This is a genomic window from Dyella sp. RRB7, assembly GCF_022761115.1.
Classification (GTDB): domain Bacteria; phylum Pseudomonadota; class Gammaproteobacteria; order Xanthomonadales; family Rhodanobacteraceae; genus Dyella.
Map to the genome: position 1 here is coordinate 439732 of NZ_JAKWJS010000001.1, position 18078 is coordinate 457809.

The 18078-nt window shown below is 66.4% G+C and carries 15 protein-coding genes; 7 read left to right on the plus strand and 8 right to left on the minus strand.

Annotation, left to right across the window (positions count from 1 at the left end; genetic code table 11):
* Nucleotides 1-10: 10 nt before the first annotated feature.
* A complete protein-coding gene (locus tag MJ606_RS02085; protein WP_243047754.1) occupies nt 11-952 on the minus strand; it encodes a hypothetical protein in 942 nt (313 codons plus the stop codon).
* A 378-nt stretch (nt 953-1330) separates the two neighbouring features.
* Here MJ606_RS02085 and fusA point away from each other — a divergent pair, with 378 nt between their 5' ends.
* Together fusA and MJ606_RS02095 are read left to right on the plus strand one after the other, a co-directional pair.
* Entirely contained in the window at nt 1331-3370 is a 2040-nt protein-coding gene (gene fusA / locus MJ606_RS02090; RefSeq protein ID WP_243047755.1) for an elongation factor G, read from the plus strand.
* A gap of 86 nt (nt 3371-3456) precedes the next feature.
* Nucleotides 3457-3960: a GreA/GreB family elongation factor gene (locus MJ606_RS02095; protein WP_243047756.1), complete on the plus strand. Its 504-nt coding sequence runs from the start codon at nt 3457-3459 to the stop codon at nt 3958-3960.
* Nucleotides 3961-4093: 133 nt separating this feature from the next.
* Here MJ606_RS02095 and MJ606_RS02100 read toward each other — a convergent pair whose 3' ends face one another.
* On the minus strand, nt 4094-4561 hold the full coding sequence (locus tag MJ606_RS02100) for an SET domain-containing protein-lysine N-methyltransferase (protein ID WP_243047757.1): 468 nt from the start codon (nt 4559-4561) through the stop codon (nt 4094-4096).
* 191 nt (nt 4562-4752) lie between these two features.
* On the opposite strand from MJ606_RS02100, the gene MJ606_RS02105 reads away from it, so the two are divergent.
* From MJ606_RS02105 to MJ606_RS02115, 3 genes are all read left to right on the plus strand, one after another.
* The gene (locus MJ606_RS02105; RefSeq protein ID WP_243047758.1) at nt 4753-5235 is read left to right on the plus strand and encodes a hypothetical protein; all 483 of its coding nucleotides are present in this window, start codon (nt 4753-4755) and stop codon (nt 5233-5235) included.
* Between the two features lie 36 nt (nt 5236-5271).
* Complete coding sequence (locus tag MJ606_RS02110) at nt 5272-7047, plus strand: acyl-CoA dehydrogenase C-terminal domain-containing protein (protein ID WP_243047759.1); 1776 nt, start codon at nt 5272-5274, stop codon at nt 7045-7047.
* Nucleotides 7048-7169: 122 nt separating this feature from the next.
* Nucleotides 7170-7643 (plus strand): GNAT family N-acetyltransferase, encoded by a 474-nt coding sequence (locus tag MJ606_RS02115; RefSeq protein WP_243047760.1) that lies wholly within the window; start codon nt 7170-7172, stop codon nt 7641-7643.
* Between the two features lie 16 nt (nt 7644-7659).
* Here MJ606_RS02115 and MJ606_RS02120 read toward each other — a convergent pair whose 3' ends face one another.
* Nucleotides 7660-8061 (minus strand): ester cyclase, encoded by a 402-nt coding sequence (locus MJ606_RS02120; RefSeq protein ID WP_243047761.1) that lies wholly within the window; start codon nt 8059-8061, stop codon nt 7660-7662.
* 236 nt (nt 8062-8297) lie between these two features.
* A complete protein-coding gene (locus tag MJ606_RS02125) occupies nt 8298-9062 on the minus strand; it encodes a SapC family protein (protein ID WP_243047762.1) in 765 nt (254 codons plus the stop codon).
* A gap of 255 nt (nt 9063-9317) precedes the next feature.
* Between MJ606_RS02125 and MJ606_RS02130 the strand changes: the two genes are divergently transcribed.
* Both MJ606_RS02130 and dxs read left to right on the plus strand, forming a co-directional pair.
* Nucleotides 9318-9920, plus strand: coding sequence for an HNH endonuclease (locus MJ606_RS02130; protein WP_243047763.1), 603 nt, complete (start codon nt 9318-9320; stop codon nt 9918-9920).
* Between the two features lie 91 nt (nt 9921-10011).
* Nucleotides 10012-11901: a 1-deoxy-D-xylulose-5-phosphate synthase gene (gene dxs, locus MJ606_RS02135; RefSeq protein WP_243047764.1), complete on the plus strand. Its 1890-nt coding sequence runs from the start codon at nt 10012-10014 to the stop codon at nt 11899-11901.
* Nucleotides 11902-11939: 38 nt separating this feature from the next.
* Here dxs and MJ606_RS02140 read toward each other — a convergent pair whose 3' ends face one another.
* The 4 genes from MJ606_RS02140 to MJ606_RS02155 form a co-directional block, all read right to left on the minus strand.
* Nucleotides 11940-14270 carry a TonB-dependent receptor gene (locus tag MJ606_RS02140; protein ID WP_243047765.1) on the minus strand — a complete coding sequence of 777 codons (2331 nt, stop codon included), beginning with the start codon at nt 14268-14270 and terminating at the stop codon, nt 11940-11942.
* Between the two features lie 141 nt (nt 14271-14411).
* Complete coding sequence (gene prmC, locus MJ606_RS02145; protein WP_243047766.1) at nt 14412-15236, minus strand: peptide chain release factor N(5)-glutamine methyltransferase; 825 nt, start codon at nt 15234-15236, stop codon at nt 14412-14414.
* 94 nt (nt 15237-15330) lie between these two features.
* Nucleotides 15331-17007, minus strand: coding sequence for a cyclic nucleotide-binding domain-containing thioredoxin-disulfide reductase (locus MJ606_RS02150; RefSeq protein ID WP_243047767.1), 1677 nt, complete (start codon nt 17005-17007; stop codon nt 15331-15333).
* 128 nt (nt 17008-17135) lie between these two features.
* Nucleotides 17136-18056, minus strand: coding sequence for a LysR family transcriptional regulator (locus MJ606_RS02155; protein WP_243047768.1), 921 nt, complete (start codon nt 18054-18056; stop codon nt 17136-17138).
* Nucleotides 18057-18078: the final 22 nt, after the last annotated feature.

Genomic DNA, 18078 nt, shown 5'->3' on the forward strand with positions numbered 1-18078 from the left:
ACAGGGCAGCTCAGTGGCCGCCCGCATCACCCTGGTGATTCGCCCGCTCGCGCATTTCGGCGTCCACCGAACGGGTCGGCGTATCGATCGGGCAGCCATACGGCAATGGCTTGTCGGCGCGATAGATGGCGATGCACTCGTCCACGCTGGGCGCGGGCGGCGACGGCGTACCCGGCGCCAGCGAACTGGCCGGCGCCATGCTCAGGCGCATGTCACCGTCCTTCGACGGCGGTTGCGGCGGCGGATCACCACCGCAACCGCCGGAGAGCGCCGCCAACGAAACCGAGCAATGAATGCGCACACCCGGCGCGATATGGAAGGTGTGTTCGGCGGTGGTGCTGTCCACTGCCTTCTTGAGCGCGTCATCGACGCTGCTGCCGCCGCTCTTGTGCCAGTCCTTGTCGAAACGCGTCGGCTTGTAGGTGATGGGGCTGCCGTGCTGCATCAGCTTCGCATCGTCCTGCGGCATCCGCTGCACATAGCCGGGCTCCGGTGCGGGTGGCGCCGTGCTGGCCACTGCAGGCAGCACCGGCTGGCCCGCGGCATCGTAGAGCTGCGGCGCGGGCGCCGGTTCGGGCGCGGGCGTCGCGGCCGGCAGGGTCACGGTCATCGCGTTCTTGGCGGGCGCCTCATGGACGACCGGTGGCGGCTTGGCCACCACCGCGGGAACCGGCGGCGCGGGCGGCAGCACAGGTGCCGCTGGCGGCATCGCGGCGACCGGCACCGCCACGTGCGGAGCGGGAATCAGCCGTACCTGCAGGGCGCCCTCGCGCTTGCGCTCCGGCTCGGGCGGATAACGCCACTGCATTTCGTGCCAGGTCAGCAGCGCGAACAGCCCGTGCAGCCCCAGCACCACGCCCAGCACCCACCATCGACGCCGCCGGTCGGGCGGCGCCTTGCGCCAGCGCAGCTGGTGCAGCAGCGCGCGGGTGGGACCGTCGAGGGGCGCCAACCCGCGCGCGTCGGGCCCGGGTGGCGTCCAGCGATGATGTTCGACTTGCTCGGTACGCTCGATGACGAGTCCCTTCTTAGGTTCAGGGGAAAAGCCGCAGGATCGGCATCCTTGCCGACCGCACAACGGGGGAGACTCCTGCAGACAAGCGAGATGGGCACCCGGTTCCCGCCACCGCACTGCAGCTTGACCCCGGGGGACATTGGCGAAAGTCTATGCGAACGGCCTCCCCGGCCGTATCCGCCATGACCGCCCCCGCGTCCTGAACGCCTGGACGACCATGACGGCCCGCCATCGTCAGCCGCCAGCGCGGCTTCGTGCGGCGCCGCAGGTCATCGTCGGCACGATTCCGCGCCTCGCAAAGAGGAGGGTCGCATCGTGTCGTACAACACGGAAAACATCCGCAACATCGCGCTCGCCGGACACGCCGGTGCGGGCAAGACCACGCTGTTCGAAGCGCTGCTGCACGCCGGCGGCGTGATCCAGGCCCAGGGTTCGGTAGAGCGCGGCACCACGCAGTCCGACACGGACAGCCAGGAAAAGGCCCGCGGCCACTCCATCGACACGGCCATTGCCAGCGTTCCCTTCGGCGGCTGCCATATCAACCTCATCGACACCGCCGGCTACGCGGATTTCCGTGGCCCCACGCTCTCGGCCTTCGCCGCGGTGGAAACCGTGGCGGTGGTGGTCAACGCCACCAACGGCATCGAATACGGCACGCGCCGCATGATGGAACGCGCCGGCGAGCGGCGCCTCGCGCGCATCCTGGTCATCAACAAGATCGACTTCGAAGGCGCCCGGCTCGGCGCGCTGGTCGATGCGCTGCGCGAGGAATTCGGCAGCCAGTGCCTGCCGGTGAACCTGCCCGCGCAAAGCGGCAAGCTGGTGCGCGATTGCTTCTTCCACAACGAGGGCGCCACCGATTTCTCGTCACTGGCCGATGCGCACCAGCGCATCGTCGACCAGGTGGTGGAGATCAACGAATCGGTGATGGGCCATTACCTGGACTCGGGCGAAGGCGACCTCAGTCCGCAGGAACTCCACGATGCCTTCGAGCAATGCCTGCGCGAAGGCCACCTGGTGCCGATCTGTTTTGTCAGCGCGCGCACCGGCGTGGGCATCAAGGAATTCCTCGAACTCGCCGAGCGCTTGCTGCCCAATCCCGCCGAGGGCAATGCGCCGCCTTTCCTCAATGGCGACAACGAGCACATCACCGTCAATCCCGACCCCACCCAGCACGTCATCGCCGACGTGTTCAAGATCGTCAACGACCCTTTCGTGGGCAAGCTGGGCATATTCCGCGTCTGGCAAGGCACCCTTCGCCGCGAAACCCAGCTGTTCATCGACGACAACAAAAAGGCCTTCAAGGTTGGCCATCTGTTTCGCCTGCGCGGCAAGACGCACGAGGAAATCGACCAGGCCATTCCCGGCGATATCGCCGCGATCGCCAAGATCGAGGAAATCCACTTCGATGCGGTGCTGCACGACTCGCATGACGAGGACCGCATCCATCTCGCGCCGATGCCCTTGCCGCAACCCATGTTCGGCCTGGCGCTGGAGCCCAAGCACAAAGGGCAGGAACAAAAACTTTCGCAGGCACTGTGCCGGCTGGCGGAAGAAGACCCGTGCTTTCGCGTAGAGCACCACAAGGAGCTCAACGAAACCGTGGTGCGCGGCCTGTCGGACCTGCACCTGAAGATCATGCTCGAGCGCATGAAGGAGCGCTATGGCGTGGAGGTGACCACGCACCCGCCACGCATCGCCTATCGCGAAACCATCGCCGGCCACGCCGAAGGCCATCATCGCCACAAAAAGCAGACCGGTGGCGCCGGCCAGTTCGGCGAGGTGTTCCTGCGCGTGGAACCACTCGATCGCGGCGCGGGCTTTGAATTCGTCGACGCGGTGAAAGGCGGCGTGATCCCCGGCCAGTTCCTGCCGGCCATCGAGAAAGGCGTGCGCCAGGCCCTGGAAAGCGGTGCCATCGCCGGCTACCCCATCCAGGACCTGCGCGTCACCGTCTACGACGGCAAGTACCACCCGGTGGATTCCAAGGAAGTCGCCTTCATCAGCGCCGGCAAGAAAGCGTTTCTGGATGCCGTGGGCAAGGCGCGGCCGATCGTGCTCGAACCCATTGTGGACGTGGAAGTGGCCATTCCCGAGGCCAGCGTGGGCGACGTTACCGGCGGCCTTGCCGGCAAGCGCGCACGCATCATGGGTACCGACTCGCTGCGCGGCGGCGAGCTGGTGATCAAGGCACAAGCCCCGCTGGCCGAACTCACCGACTACCCCACCGAACTCAAGGCCATGACCGGCGGCCGCGGACGCTTCAGCCTGGACCTGAGCCACTACGAACCGGTACCCCCGCCGGTGCAAAAACAGCTGGCCGAGGCGTGGAAGCCCCACGTGGAAGAAGACTGATCCGTATCGCCACTCGACAGGCGCGGCATCGCCGCCCTGTCATGGCACAGAACACGCGCCGGCAACATCGGCGCTGGAGGCATGCGATGAGCCGCGCCTTTGTGAAGGATGCGGACGAGTCCGTCGGCGAACGGCTGCCGGACATCCCGCTGAGCGAACACCCCAACTACGTCACGCCGCGCGGACTGGCACAGCTTCGCGCGAGGCTGATCGCGGCACGTGAACGTCGCGACGCCTTGCGCGACGCCGGTGAGGCGCTATCGCAGCAAAGCGAACTGGCCGCCATCGAACGCGATCTGCGCTGGCTCAACGCGCGCGTCGGCAGCGCCATCGAGGTGGACCTGTCACAGCAGCCACACGATCGCGTGGCGTTCGGTGCGCTGGTCACGGTGGACAGCGATGAGGGCCAAGCGCGCTATCGCCTCGTCGGGGAGGACGAGGCCGACGTGGAGCATGGGCTGGTGAGCTATGTGTCGCCGCTGGCGAGTGCGTTGCTGGGCGCGCGGGTGGGGGATCAGGTGGTTTGGCGGCGACCGGCGGGGGATCTCGCGGTGGAAGTGGTGGGTATCGATTATCCGCAGGACGATTGAGGGTGTTCTGTTCCTCGTTCCTGCTCAGATTGACCAAGCGCTCTCGTTCTTTCTTCGCTCGTCGTCCCTGCGAATGCAGGGGTGACGAGCGAGATGCGCTTACCCGTTCCGCGGACGGTAACGGCAAATCGGCTCAACGCTTAGCCTTGAGCAACGTCCCCGTACACTTCTTCGACCCACACCGGCACGCCCACAACTTCTTCAACCGCGCGGTATGCGGCACATCCAGCGTGATGCCGTAGTCGTAGGTCAGTTCCTCGCCCGGCTTGATATTGCGGATCGCCTCGATCAGCACGCGATCCTTGCGCGGGTCGCCGCTGGCGCTTTCCTCGATCAGGGCCTGGCAGTTCGGATCGCAACTGTGGTTGATCCAGCGCGCCGTGTTGCCCTTGCGGTTGGCGTCGATAAGGTAGTCGTCGTTGAGCGTGAACAGGAACGTATGGCCGGTCTCGCCGCCATCGCCGTACAGCACGTCGGCCTCGGCGTGGCTCATCAGCGTGCCCTTGTACTCGATGATTTCCTCGCCCTTCTTGATCGGGGCGACGGCGAAAACGCCATTGCCATGGATGGGCGAGCGGCGGGCGGCAATACGTCGGGTCATGAGCGAAAAAGGCTTGAATGCGGGAACCTTTGATGATGCCTGTTGCGCAGCACAATGGGAACCTCCCGCCGCCGGGCGACGCCATCACGCGGACGTGATCGCGTGCCCGCTGAGATCGGCCCCTGGCGATGACCCGGTGACAGCCGGCCCGATCATCCTGCTAAGATTCAAACAATCGTTTGAGGTGAACCATGAGACGACTGCTCGGCTGTGTAGCGCTCGGTGTTCTGGTGGCAGGCCTGGTGGCCTGTGGGCCGCCGCGCAAGAGCGTGTTTCCGCCGTCGGTGAGCATCCAGGAAATGGCGCTGCGTCCCGATGGGCAGTGGCATCTCACGGTGCGCATCCAGAACAACAGCTATGGCGAGATGGACTTCAAGTCGCTCGACGGCGAGCTGAAGGTGGCCGACCTGATCCCGGTGCGCCTGCACAGCCGCTTTGATCTGGACATCCCCGCCTTCGCCGCGGACGTGCTCCAGATCGACCTGCTGCCAACCCCCGAGATGTCCGCCGCGCTCAAGGCCACCGCCAGCAAGGGCAGCGCCGGCAGCCTGGCCTACAGCGTGACCGGCACGGCCAACGCCAAGCCTGAGCAGGAAGACAAACCCCGCGATTTCGATTTCCACGGCAACGACTGGCTCTCGCCCGTGCCCGGCATTCCCAATACCTGGCGCTGATCCCAAGCGCTCGTACTACCCACGAAGGACTACGCCATGACCATCTACAAGGCTCCGCTCGACGACCAGCGTTTCGCCCTCTTTGACGTGCTCGGCGCCGAAGCCGTGCTGACCCAGCTGCAGGGTGGCGAAGGCCACACGCGCGATCTGCTGGACGCCGTGCTGGAAGAAGCCGGCCGCCTCAGCGAGGCCGTGCTGGCCCCGTTCAACGCCAGCGGCGACGAGGAAGGCTGCCATTTCGACAAGGCCACCCACACGGTGACCACGCCCAAGGGCTTCAAGGAAGCCTTCAAGGCCTTCGCCGAGGGCGGCTGGACCGGCCTGACCCAGGCCGAGCACTTCGGCGGCCAGGCCCTGCCGAACACCATCGGCACCGCCACCACCGAAATCTTCCAGTCCGGCAACCTGTCGTGGAGCCTGTACCCGCTGCTGTCCGAAGGCGCCTGCCACGCGATGGAGCTGCACGGCACCGAGGCACAGCAGAACACCTACCTCAAGCCGATCGTGGAAGGTCGCTGGACCGGCACCATGTGCCTGACCGAGCCGCAGGCCGGTTCGGACCTGGGCCTGCTCAAGACCCGCGCCGAACCCGGCGAGAACGGCAGCTACAAGATCACCGGCACCAAGATCTTCATCAGCGCCGGCGAGCATGACCTCACCGAGAACATCATCCACCTGGTGCTGGCCCGCCTGCCCGACGCCCCGGCCGGCAGCCGCGGCATCTCGATGTTCATCGTGCCGAAGTTCAAGGTGAATGCCGACGGTTCGCTGGGCGAGCGCAACGCCGTCGCCGCCGGCGCCATCGAGCACAAGATGGGCCTGCGCGGCTCGGCCACCTGCGTGATGAACTTCGACGCCGCCGAGGGCTACCTGATCGGCCAGCCGCACAAGGGCCTGGCCGCCATGTTCACCATGATGAATGCCGCGCGCCTGGGCGTGGGCGTGCAGGGCCTGGCGCTGTCCGAGCGCGCCCTGCAGAACAGCTTGAACTATGCGCGCGAGCGCCTGCAGGGCCGCTCGCTGTCCGGCCCGAAGTTCCCCGAGAAGCCGGCCGACAACCTGCTGGTGCAGCCGGACGTGCGCCGCATGCTGCTGACCCAGCGCGCCATCGTGGAAGGTTCGCGCACGCTGCTGCTGTACACCTCGCTGCAGACCGACGTGGAAGCGCGCGGCGCCGACGAGGCGATCCGCAAGCAGGCCAGCGACCTGGTCGCCTTCCTCATCCCCATCGCCAAGGGCGTGGTGACCGAGCTGACCCAGGAGAGCACCAAGGAAGCGCTGCAGATATATGGCGGCCATGGCTACATCGCCGAGAACGGCGTGGAGCAGTTCGTGCGTGATGCCCGCATCATCACCCTGTACGAAGGCACCACCGGCATTCAGGCCGCCGACCTGCTGGGGCGCAAGATCCTCCAGCTGCAGGGCGCGGGCTTCAAGGTGTTCGCCAAGGAAATCCAGGCGTTCTGCCAGCAGCACGCGCAGGACCCCGTGCTGGCCGGCCTGATCGGCCCGCTGGCTGCCCATACCAAGGAGTGGGCGGACCTGACCCTGGCGCTGGCCCAGCGCGTGCAGGCCAACCCGGAAGAACTGGGCGCCGCCGCCAGCGACTACCTGTACTACTCCGGCTATGTCACGCTGGCCTATATGTGGGCACGCAACGTGGCCGCCCTGGCCACCAGCAGCCAGCAGGAAGCCTTCAAGCAGGCCAAGCGCGATACGGCGAAGTTCTACTTCGCGCGCATCCTGCCGCGCAGCCTGACCCACAAGGCCGCCATCGAGGCTGGCGTGGATACGCTGCCGGCGATCGCGTAGTGCCCACGAGCCCTCCCCGCAACGGGGAGGGCTCGCTGCAACGGCGGCCCGCGCGGGTACTACCGCGGTAACGAATCAAGGTGTAGAAACGGCAAACCTCCCTCGCTGTCCGGTTTTCCCGCATGAGCGATGCCACCTACCTGATCCGTCTGGCCGAAGACGACGACGACTTCATTCTTGGCCTGGTGCCCCGCTTCGTGGATTTCACCCTGCCGCCCTGGCGGCGACGGCACGAATGCATCGAAGGCATCCGCAACGAACTGCTGCGCCACCTCGAAGACCAGCCCGCCAACAGCTTCCTGTTCGTGGCCGAGGATGGCGATGGCGAGCCGGTGGGCTTCATTCACCTGCAGAAAACCCAGGATTTTTTTACCGGGCGCAGCAATTGCCATATTTCCGACCTGGCCGTGGCCCCGCAGCACGAGGGCCAGGGCGTGGGCCGCGCCTTGCTTGAACACGCCGAGTCATGGGCGCGCGAGCATCGCTGCCAGCTGGTGACGCTGGCGGTTTTTCCGGGCAACGAACGTGCACGGGCGATCTACGAGAACGCCGGCTACGCCGCCGATCTGTTGCGACTGGCCAAGCCGGTTCGCTGATGTGCCGGCCCTGCCTCTAGGGCAGCGGCAACCCCATCTGCCGGAACATCGAAGCTGCATCCCGGGCGCCCCAGCGGCGCTCGATATGGCCTTCCTTGACCACGAACCACTCCATGGCCACCAGCTCGTAGTCCCTGCCGGTCACCGGGCCGCCGTGAAACGGCTGTACCGAACGGCCACGCTCGGTGTAACGCACCACCACGTTGTCGCCCTCGGCCACCACCGCGTCCACTTCCAGGCTTACCTGGAAGCAGCGCATCAGCTCGCTCCAAACCGACCTGGCCGTATCCAGCCCACCCCAGCCCATCGCGCCATGGATCAACGCGTCGGCGGCAAACGTCGCGCCTACCGCGTCGATATCGCCGCGATTGAATGCATCCACGTAGCCGAGCACGACACGCTTGTTCTGTTCGGACATGCTGTTAGCCCTTCCGGAAACGGAGGCCATGCCTCCGCATCAGCCAGGCGGCAACAGCCACGCGGCGGCACCAAGCATATCGCCCGTCGATGCGTGATTTATGTGAGGGCGGCGTATAGCCGGCAGCCATGGCCCATCGTGGAAGCGCCACCGAGTGCTTCCAGCTCCGATCGCCGCGCCTTGCGCACAGCGGGATCAGCGTCGCGGCATCCCAGGGACGCCGCGACGCCGGTACCTCAGTTCTTGACGGCAGCCGCCGCTCCCTCAACCTGCTCACGCTGGCTCAGGCGCAGCGACACACGGTCGATATTGTTGAGCGACAGCAGATGCGCGTAGATCCAGCCGAGCACGCCTTCACGCAGGAATTCGTGCGTGGTCTTCTCGTCCAGCTGGCGCAGCTTGTCCTCGTTGACCACGAACAGGCCATTGAGGTTGATGGAGTTGCCGCCCCGCTCCAGGCGGATGTTGCGCGGCTCCAGCAGGTCATGCTTGCGCAGCTGCTCCATGAACCACTGCGTGCGCGCGATGTGCTGCTGGAATTCGCCGAGGAACTTCACCGCGTTGGTGAGCAGTTCGGTATCGCTGCCGTCTTCCTTGAACAGGCGGTCGCCTTCCACGGTGCCGAAGCCTTCGTAGGCCTCGTCGAGGAACACGGTGAAGTCATCGCCTTCCGCACCCGGCGGCTTTTCGGCCAGCACGAACGGATAGCGGCGCACAAAGGCGGGGATATAGACGTTCGCTTCCCACTGGCCAGCGTCGTTGACGTACAGGTTCTCGTTCTGGCGCAGGCCCAGCAGGACCATCGGGCCAGCGTCCGCCACGGTAACGCCACCGAACAGGATGGGCAGGTCGCGAGCAGCGGCGGGGAATTCCACGCCGGTCAGCGGAACCGAGTGCACCGCGCCCGCGAACTTCAAGTTCGGGATGGGCTTGATGCGCAGATCCTTGTGGTCGGTACGGTTGAGCGGCACAGGGCGCTCGTAGAAAAGAACTTCAGCCACGTTAACTACCTCTCCCTTGCCGTGCCGGGGTCGCCACCCAGGCTCCCCCTCCCAAACCCGGCCCCGGGTCTACAGATGAACGAGCACTATATCAGCGCCCGTGGCCCTCGCGAACACCCCCTGCCGTGTCGGCTTCTGCCTGCCCAGACAAGCATTTGCGTGTGATCTGTAACGAAATTGGTCTATCCTGCAAAGGTTACGAGCATCGTTGCATCGCCCGAACGTTCATTCGCACTGGTTGAAGGACGGTTTTGCATGCTGATGGAAGTACCTAGCCGCGTTGTCGACCTCCATTCGACCCGCGTGCTTTCGCTGGACGCCGCCGGTCGCATCCTCGACTGGATCAGCTGGCAAGAGGCGGTTTGCCTCTATGTCCGCGACGCCGTCGCCTGGACCCTGGGCGACCCGTGCCTCACCGTGCATGGCGGCCATAACCGGTTGAGCGGCGAGCAGAGCAAGCTGTCGCTGCACCCGATCGTCGCCAGCACCGGCCACTGCCGCGACCACGCGATCGATCCGGCCCCCGCGCTTACCAACACCGCCCTGTTCGCCCGCGACCGCTACCTGTGCCTGTATTGCGGCGAGCGCTTCAGTCGCGGCGAACTGACCCGCGACCATGTGCTGCCGATTTCCAAGCACGGCAAGGACACCTGGGAGAACGTGGTCAGCGCCTGCCTGGCCTGCAACCTGCGCAAGAGCAACCGCACGCCGCAGCAGGCCAACATGCCGCTGCTGGCGGTGCCTTACCGGCCCAGCTGGGTGGAGCACCTGATCCTGTCCAACCGCAACATCCTGGCCGACCAGATGGAATTCCTGGTCAATCACCTGCCGCGCGACCGCCGGGCACAGATGGCCTGACGGCGGGCACCGCCGCTGCGGGGCACCGCCGACCGCGGGATTTCACGTCCCTGCCCTTGCCCCGCCTCCTCTCTGGGCCAACAATACGCCCATGAACGACCTGTCCCGCTTCCCCCGCCTGGCGACCATCGAGACGCCGGCCGACTTGCGCCGCCTCGCCGATGAGGAGCTGCCCGCCGTCGCCGATGAACTGCGCCAGTACCTGATCGAGGCCGTCGCCAGCTCGGGCGGCCACTTCGGCGCGGGCCTGGGCGTGGTGGAACTGACCGTGGCCCTGCACCACGTATTCGACACGCCGAACGACCGCCTGGTGTGGGACGTGGGTCACCAGTGCTACCCGCACAAGATCCTCACCGGTCGCCGTGCCCGCATCACCACGATCAAGAAGAAGGATGGCCTGGCGCCGTTCCCGCGCCGCGAGGAAAGCGAGTACGACACCTTCGGCGTCGGCCATTCATCCACCTCCATCTCGGCCGCGCTGGGCATGGCCATCGCCGCGCAGCGCCGGGGCGACCCGCGCAAGTTCGTGGCGGTGATCGGCGACGGCGCGATGACCGCCGGCATGGCCTTCGAGGCGCTCAACCACGGCGGCGACGTGGAGCCGAACATGCTGGTCGTGTTCAACGACAACGGCATGTCCATCAGCGAGAACGTGGGCGCGCTGACCAAGATGGCCGCGCGCGCCATGAGCAGCCGCCGGCTCAACGCCTTGCGCGAGCGGGCCAAGCGCGCCATTCCGAAACAGTCGTTCTTCGGTCGCTTCTTCAAGCGCTGGGAGGAGCACGCCAAGGGCATGTTCGTGCCCAGCACGCTGTTCGAGGAACTGGGCTTCCACTACACCGGCCCGATCGACGGCCACAACATCCACCAGTTGCTTGCCGCGCTGCGCACGGTGAAAGACCTGCCCGGCCCGCAGCTGCTGCACGTGATCACCACCAAGGGCAAGGGCTACGCCCCGGCCGAACAGGCGCAGATCGAGTACCACGCGGTGGGACCGTTCGACCCGCAGGCCGGCCTGACCAAGAAGTCCGGGCCGTCCAAGCCGACCTACACCGACATCTTCAGCGACTGGCTGTGCGACATGGCCGCTGCCGACGAACGCCTGCTCGGCATCACGCCGGCGATGCGCGAAGGCTCCGGGCTGGTGCGCTTCTCCAAGGCATATCCCTTGCGCTATTTCGACGTGGCCATCGCCGAACAGCACGCGGTGACGCTGGCCGCGGGCATGGCCTGCGAAGGCGCCAAGCCGGTGGTGGCGATCTACTCCACCTTCCTGCAGCGCGCCTATGACCAGGCCATCCACGACGTGGCGCTGCAGAACCTGGACGTCACCTTCGCCATCGACCGCGCCGGCGTGGTCGGCCCCGATGGCGCCACGCACTCGGGCAGCTTCGATCTGTCGTTCCTGCGTTGCCTGCCGAACATGGTGATCATGGCGCCGGCCGACGAAAACGAATGCCGCATGATGCTGAGCACCGGTTTCAAGTACGCCGGACCGGCGGCCGTGCGCTACCCGCGTGGCACCGGTCCCGGTGTGCCGCTGCACAAGGAGCTGGACACGCTGCCGATCGGCAAGGCCGAGCTGCGCCGCCGTGGCCGCGGCCTGGCCCTGCTCAGCTTCGGCACCATGCTGGCGCCGGCCGCCGAAATCGCCGCGGAGCTGGACGCCACCCTGGTCAACATGCGCTTCGTGAAGCCGCTGGACGAGGCGATGATCCTCGAACTGGCCAAGACCCACGACGCCTTCGTCACGCTGGAAGACAACGCCATCGCCGGCGGCGCCGGCAGCGGCGTGGCCGAGTGCCTGGCCGCGCACGGCGTGGTCAAGCCGATCCTGCACCTGGGCCTGCCCGACGTGTACCTGGAGCACGGCAGCCGCGAAGAGGTGCTGACCATGGCCGGCCTGGACCTGCCTAGCATCCGTCAATCGATCCGCGCCCGCTTCCCGCATATCGGCACGCGCAACCAGGTCACCGCCTGACCGACTCGCCCTGGCGACCCGGCGAGTCGCCAGCGGTCCTAGTGAAACGGCACGTTGAACGACACCCCGATGGTGCGCGGCGTCGATTGCTGCACCAGCATCGGTCCACCCAGTGCAGCGAGGAAGTTGATCGACTGGGCATTGAGGGTGCCGATGGCCACGCGGCGATTGAGCGCATTGCGCACGTAGACGTCCACGGTCATGCCGTGATCAAGCGTGATGCCGGTATTGAGATCGAGCAGGCCAAAGCCCGGCAGGTGGAAATCCGGGTCGCTGTTGTCGCCTGCGAAACCGGCGTGGCGTGAGGTCGACAACCGCTCCGTCGCACCGGCATACGCGCCGTGACCGGCCAGCTCGAACTGATAGCGGGCACTGAGCGTGGCCGTGGCCTTGGCCGAATAGGGCAACGGCGCGCCCTCGCGGATGCCAATCGCCGGATCGCTTTGCAGCGTGCGTGCATCGGTATAGGCCCCCGCCGCGTTGAGGCTCCATGGTCCGGTCGTATAGGTGAGCTGGCCTTCCAGTCCGCCAATGCGCGCGTCGCCCGCGTTCTGGATGATGGTGTTGCCCAGCGTATAGGTGAACAGCTGCAGGTTGTGCCACTCGATGTCATAGGCATCCACGCCGATATTGAGATGGCCGTCCAGATGGCTTCCCTTGTAGCCGATCTCGTAACTCGTCAGCTTGTCCGAACCAAACGTATCGGAGGCCGTCGGTACCGGGCCGAGCACGCTGCTCAACAAGGGCGCCTGCAGCCCGCCAGGGCGATAGCCGGTGGATACGCGGGCGTAGTAGCTGTGCGTGGTGTCGGGACGATACGACGCGGTAATCATCTCGGTGGTATCCGAGCCGGTGCGGCTGATGCGAAAGCCGCCGGGGCTTCCCGCCACCGGCCCCTGTTCCTGGCTGGCCAGTCGCTGCGTGTCGCCATTGACGCGTGCGCCGGCGGCGAGATCGAAGCTGGGAGTGAGGTGCCAGGTGAGATCGCCGTAGCCGGCGTATTCCTCGAAGCGGGAACCGGTGTTCTGTTCGATCAGGTAAGTCTTCCCCGGCGCACTGAGGTTGTCGCCAAGCAGGCTGTAGTGCGCCCACACGTCTTCACGGTTGAACCACAGGCCGGCCAGCCAGTCGAAGCTGTCGCCCTTGGGTGAGGTGAAGCGGATTTCCTGCGTGGCCTTGTGCACGTCGTAGACCGAGTCGACATAGAGATTGCTCAACTGCTGGTCGATACCCAAGGCCGGGCCCAAAGCATTGAGCAGATCCAGGAACCCATTGGGATAGTCCTGCACGCTGCGGTTCTGGAAATCCTGATAGGCGCTGATCCAGTCCAGCGTGGCTCCGCCGAAGTCGTAGCTGGCGCGGAACGAATACAACTGCAGCGTCTGCGTGAAGGGCTCGCGATGATTGAGCTCGCGGTTATAGGGCCCGCCCGAGATCGGCTGGCCTTGGAGGTTGTAGTCGGCCATGGAAAGGCCGTCGGCGGCAAGGCGCTGCGCCATGGCACTGAGATTGAAGCTGAGCTTGTCGGTGGGATCGACCTGCAGCTGCGCACGGATGCCCTGCGTGTGCGAGCGATCCGCGCCACCCGCCGCCTCGGGCCCGACGGCGTTGTAGACGCCGGCCGTGTGCTCGTCCAGCACATTCAGGCGCAAGGCCGCCACGTCCTTCACCAGCGGCACGTTGAGCATGCCGCGCTCGGTGTAGTTCATGCCGCCGTGCTCGGTATGGGAGATATCCGTGCCCACGCTGGCAGACACGGCACTGGCATCGGGTTGGCGGGTCACGTACTTGACCAGGCCTCCCATGGAGCCGGCGCCGTACAGCGTGCCTTGCGGACCATAGAGGAACTCGATGTGGTCCACATCCATCAGCGCCGGATCGATCAGGAACGTGGCCGATGCCGCATACACGGTGCTGCCGCCGATCGGCACATCGTCCATGTACACCGATACCGTGGGGCTGGTCTGGTTGCCGGTGGAAACGCCGCGCATCACCAGCTCACCTTGTCCCGGGCCACCCTGGCTGGCGAGGAATACACCCGGCTGGTAGGACACATAGTCATTGAGCGTGCGCGCGCCGAGTTGTTGCAGCTGCTCGCCCGACACCTCGTCGACGTGCATGGGGACTTCACGCGACGGTTCGCGGCGGCGGTTGGCCGAGACGATCACCTCGCCCAGCGTGACCACCCGCTTGGGTGGCGAGGTAGTGGATTTCGCTGGTACCGGCGTCGTGGTTGGCAGCGGCGGTGCCGCTGGGTCCACCGCCTGTGCATGCAAGGACCACGGCAGCAGCGCCAGCCATGCGCCTGCCAGGCAGGCCCTGCCCAAGGACAGGGGAAGACGTCTAGATCCACGCACACATTCGAGCACGACGCCGCTCCCCAGCAGGGTGGCCTATGTGCCCGGATGATCGCCCAAGACCGGGCACCGACTTCTCACGAGTCGATGCCAGTTTACGCTGAGGCGGCCACGCTCCCGCAAGCGGTGGCGTCGGTGCCGTTCAGAACGTCCCTAGGGACCGGGCCAGTTCGCTCCGCTGACGCGATCGCGCTGTTCCAGATCCTGCGCGGTAAACACATCGCGATAGCCGGCGGCCGACAGCACGGCCCGCACGGCGGCTCCCTGGTTCCAGCCGTGCTCCATCATCAGCCAGCCGCCGGGCTCCAGGTGCGCGCGCGCGCCCTGCACGATGCGCCTGATGTCGTCAAGGCCATCAGGCCCGGAAGCCAGGGCGCTGGCCGGCTCGAAGCGCAGATCGCCCTGTGCCAGGTGCGGGTCGTCCGCTTCGATGTACGGCGGGTTGGAAACGATCATATCGAAGCGCTCGCCAGCCAAGGGTGCGAACCAGTCACCGTGCATGAAGCGGACGTGCGCGAGCCCCAGGCGAGCGGCGTTGCGCTGCGCCACGGCGAGCGCGTCGAGGCTCGCGTCGGTGGCCATGACGCGCGCCTGTGGACGCTCGCGCGCGATGGCCAGCGCGATGGCGCCGCTGCCGGTGCCCAGGTCGGCTACCCGCCCCGTGGCCGACAAACGCTCCAACGCCAGTTCGACCAGCAGCTCGGTTTCCGGACGTGGAATCAACGTCGCCGGCGTCACTTCCAGTTCCAGCGACCAGAAGCCGCGATGGCCGGTGATATAGGCCACCGGTTCACCGCGATGACGACGCTGCACCAGCGCATCGAAGGCAGCGGCTTGCGCGTCATCCAGCACATCGTCGGCATGCGCGATCAGCCAGCTGCGCGGCTTGCCCAGGACATGCACGAGCAGCAGTTCCGCCTCCAGGCGATCGCCAAGCGTGCGTGCGCCGTGCGCCAGTGCCTGGCGTACTTCAGCCATGCGGCATGGCCTCACTCAGGCAGCGACGGGGCGAACATGACATGACGGCATCCACGGACGAAAGGCCGACAGTGTAAAGCGAAGCGGCGACGGGTCAGCTGGCTTCCGGATGCAGATAGCGATGCACCGCCTGGATCACCACCGAACCTTCGCCGACGCTGGACGCCACGCGCTTGACCGAGCCGGCGCGGACATCGCCCACGGCGAAGATGCCCGGCTTGGTGGTGGCGTAGGGAGATTCCAGCAGATGCCCCTTGGGACAGCGCCCGGTGAGCACGAAACCCTTGGGGTCCAGTTCCAGGCAATCCTTCAACCAGTCCGTATTGGGTTCGGCGCCGATCATCACGAACATGTTGCCGGCGTGACAGACGGTCGGCTCGCCGGTATCGCGATGACGCCAGGTGATCTGCTGCAGGCGTTCCTCGCCTTCCAGCCGCACGATCTCGCTGCGCGTGTGCAGGCTGATCTTGGCGGACTGCGCGATACGCTGCACCAGGTAATCGGACATGGTGGCGGCCAGGCCATCGGCGCGTACCAGCACATGGACGTGCAATGCCAGGTGCGACAGGAATACCGCCGCCTGTCCGGCCGAGTTGCCGCCGCCCACCACCACGACTTCCTCGTTCGCGCACAGCTGGCCCTCCATCGCGGTGGCGGCGTAGTGGATGCCGGCGCCTTCGAAGCGCGCATAGCCGGGCACATCGAGCTTGCGATAGCGCGCACCGGTGGCGACGACGACCACGCGTGCCCTGACCACCTGTTCGTCATCGAGCTGCAGGCGAAACGGCTGCTCGGAACAATCGACGCCGGCGGCCTGGCGCGAAATCGCCAGCCGCGCACCGAATTTCTGCGCCTGCGCCTGCGCGCGCCCGGCCAGCGCCTGCCCCGAGATGCCGGTGGGAAAGCCCAGGTAATTCTCGATCTTCGACGAGGTGCCGGCCTGTCCGCCGGGGGCCATGCCTTCCACCACGATGGTGGAGAGCCCCTCGGATGCCGCATAGACGGCCGCCGCCAGGCCGGCCGGGCCGGCGCCCACCACCACCACGTCGTAGATGTGTTGCGGGTCGATGGTTTCGGCAAGCCCCAGTTCATCGGCCAACTCGGCATTGCTCGGGTTCTGCAGGAAACAACGCTCCGGACAGATCACCACCGGCAATTGCTCGCGCTGGAGCTGGAAGGAAGACACGAGGCCGCTCGCATCCGGATCGGCCTCCGTATCGAGCAACCGGTGCGGATAGCCGTTGCGCACCAGGAAACGCTCCAGTCGCAGCGTGTCGGCGCTATGCCCCGGCCCCAACAGCACCACGCCGCCATAGCCCTGCCGGATCAGGCCGACCCGGCGCAGGATGAAGGCCCGCATGATGATTTCGCTGATATCCGCCTCGGCGGCCACCATGCGCCGGAAGTCGTCCTGGCGCACGCGCACGACCCGGCTGTCGCAGGCCGCCCGCCCGGAGGCCAGCACGCTGCGCTGGTTGAACAGGTTCATCTCGCCGCTGAACTGCCGTGCCCCATGGATGGTGAACACATTCGGCTGGCCTTCCTTGTCCAGTTCGAAGACTTCGATCACGCCTTGCAGCACCAGGAAAAAATCCGCGCCGCGCTGGCCGCGCTGGAACAGCATCGTGCCGGCGGGCACGAACTCTTCCTGCCCATAGGCGGCGATGCGCTGCACCATCGCCGGACTGAGCTTGGGGAACATCTGTTCCTTGCGCAGCATGGGGTCGGTGGGGTCGTACACGACCTCGGGCGATGGCGACGGATCCGACATGCAAGACACCTCGTCATGGGTGGCCCGGCAAAGGTTTGCCAGGTTCTTCCTGCGTATGTGCCGCGTGACGCATGGCCATGGCGTCACGGGATGACGTCATCGTGCGCCCGTCGCCGGGTCGGGGCAAGTCAATGTTGCGAAGGCGCCATGGCCCCGGTGATCGACGCGGCCACGCGCTCGCGAAACCACTGGTGGGCCGGGTCCTGGTCCTTCGACTCGTGCCAGTAGGCCAGGATGGGAAAGGCCTTCAACGGAATCGGCAACGGCTGCGCCGCGATCGGCAGCAGGCTGGCGAGATGACTGGCGTAGGCCCGCGGCACAGTCAACAGCAGGTCGCTGGCCGCGGCGATCTGGCAGGCCGAGAAATAGTGCTGGCAGACCAGGCGCACCTCGCGAAACATGCCGTTCTGGCCCAGCAGCAGGTCCAGCGCGCTCGCCTCGCCCAGCGGCGAGACGGTGACATGCTGTGCGGCCAGGTAGTCGGCGCGGCGTAGTTGGGCCGCCAGCGGGTGCTCGCGGCGCATCACCACCAGCAGCGTGTCGTCCACCAGGTGCCGGTGCACGACGCGCGGACCTGCGCGCAGCGGCCGATCCACGGCCAGATCCAGCGTGCCCGTGCCCAGCTCGCGCTCCACCTCGTCGGCGGCCACGCGGCGGCTCACCACCCGCACCCCGGGCGCCTCCCGCTCGATGCCGGCCATCAGCGTGGGCAAGGCGATCGATTCGAGAATGTCGCGAAAGCCGATCGCAAACGCCATCTGCAACTGCGCCGCATCGAACCGGGGCTGCGCATGCGTACTCGCCAGCAACCCCTTCAGGTGCGCCTGCACCGCCGGCATCATCGCGCGCACCTTCTCGGTAGCCACCAGGCGGTTGCCCTGGCGCACGAACAGCGGGTCGTTCAGGTGATCGCGCAGGCGTTGCAGTGCGTGCGTCACCGCCGGCTGCGTCAAGTGCAGCACGCGCGCGGCGGCGCTTACCCCGCCCTGGGCGTAGATCGCATCCAGCACGCGGAACAGGTTGAGGTCGATACGGCTGTCGCGTTCCATAACATCCCTCTGCGTCGCGCAA

Excerpts from the sequence above, each read along its gene's own strand:
- MJ606_RS02155 (WP_243047768.1), bottom strand. The coding sequence starts at position 18,056 with ATGGAACGCGACAGCCGTATCGACCTCAACCTGTTCCGCGTGCTGGAT.
- MJ606_RS02110 (WP_243047759.1), top strand. The coding sequence starts at position 5,272 with ATGACCATCTACAAGGCTCCGCTCGACGACCAGCGTTTCGCCCTCTTT.
- MJ606_RS02150 (WP_243047767.1), bottom strand. The coding sequence starts at position 17,007 with ATGTCGGATCCGTCGCCATCGCCCGAGGTCGTGTACGACCCCACCGAC.
- MJ606_RS02115 (WP_243047760.1), top strand. The coding sequence starts at position 7,170 with ATGAGCGATGCCACCTACCTGATCCGTCTGGCCGAAGACGACGACGAC.
- MJ606_RS02105 (WP_243047758.1), top strand. The coding sequence starts at position 4,753 with ATGAGACGACTGCTCGGCTGTGTAGCGCTCGGTGTTCTGGTGGCAGGC.
- prmC (WP_243047766.1), bottom strand. The coding sequence starts at position 15,236 with ATGGCTGAAGTACGCCAGGCACTGGCGCACGGCGCACGCACGCTTGGC.
- MJ606_RS02095 (WP_243047756.1), top strand. The coding sequence starts at position 3,457 with ATGAGCCGCGCCTTTGTGAAGGATGCGGACGAGTCCGTCGGCGAACGG.
- MJ606_RS02120 (WP_243047761.1), bottom strand. The coding sequence starts at position 8,061 with ATGTCCGAACAGAACAAGCGTGTCGTGCTCGGCTACGTGGATGCATTC.
- dxs (WP_243047764.1), top strand. The coding sequence starts at position 10,012 with ATGAACGACCTGTCCCGCTTCCCCCGCCTGGCGACCATCGAGACGCCG.
- MJ606_RS02100 (WP_243047757.1), bottom strand. The coding sequence starts at position 4,561 with ATGACCCGACGTATTGCCGCCCGCCGCTCGCCCATCCATGGCAATGGC.
- MJ606_RS02130 (WP_243047763.1), top strand. The coding sequence starts at position 9,318 with ATGCTGATGGAAGTACCTAGCCGCGTTGTCGACCTCCATTCGACCCGC.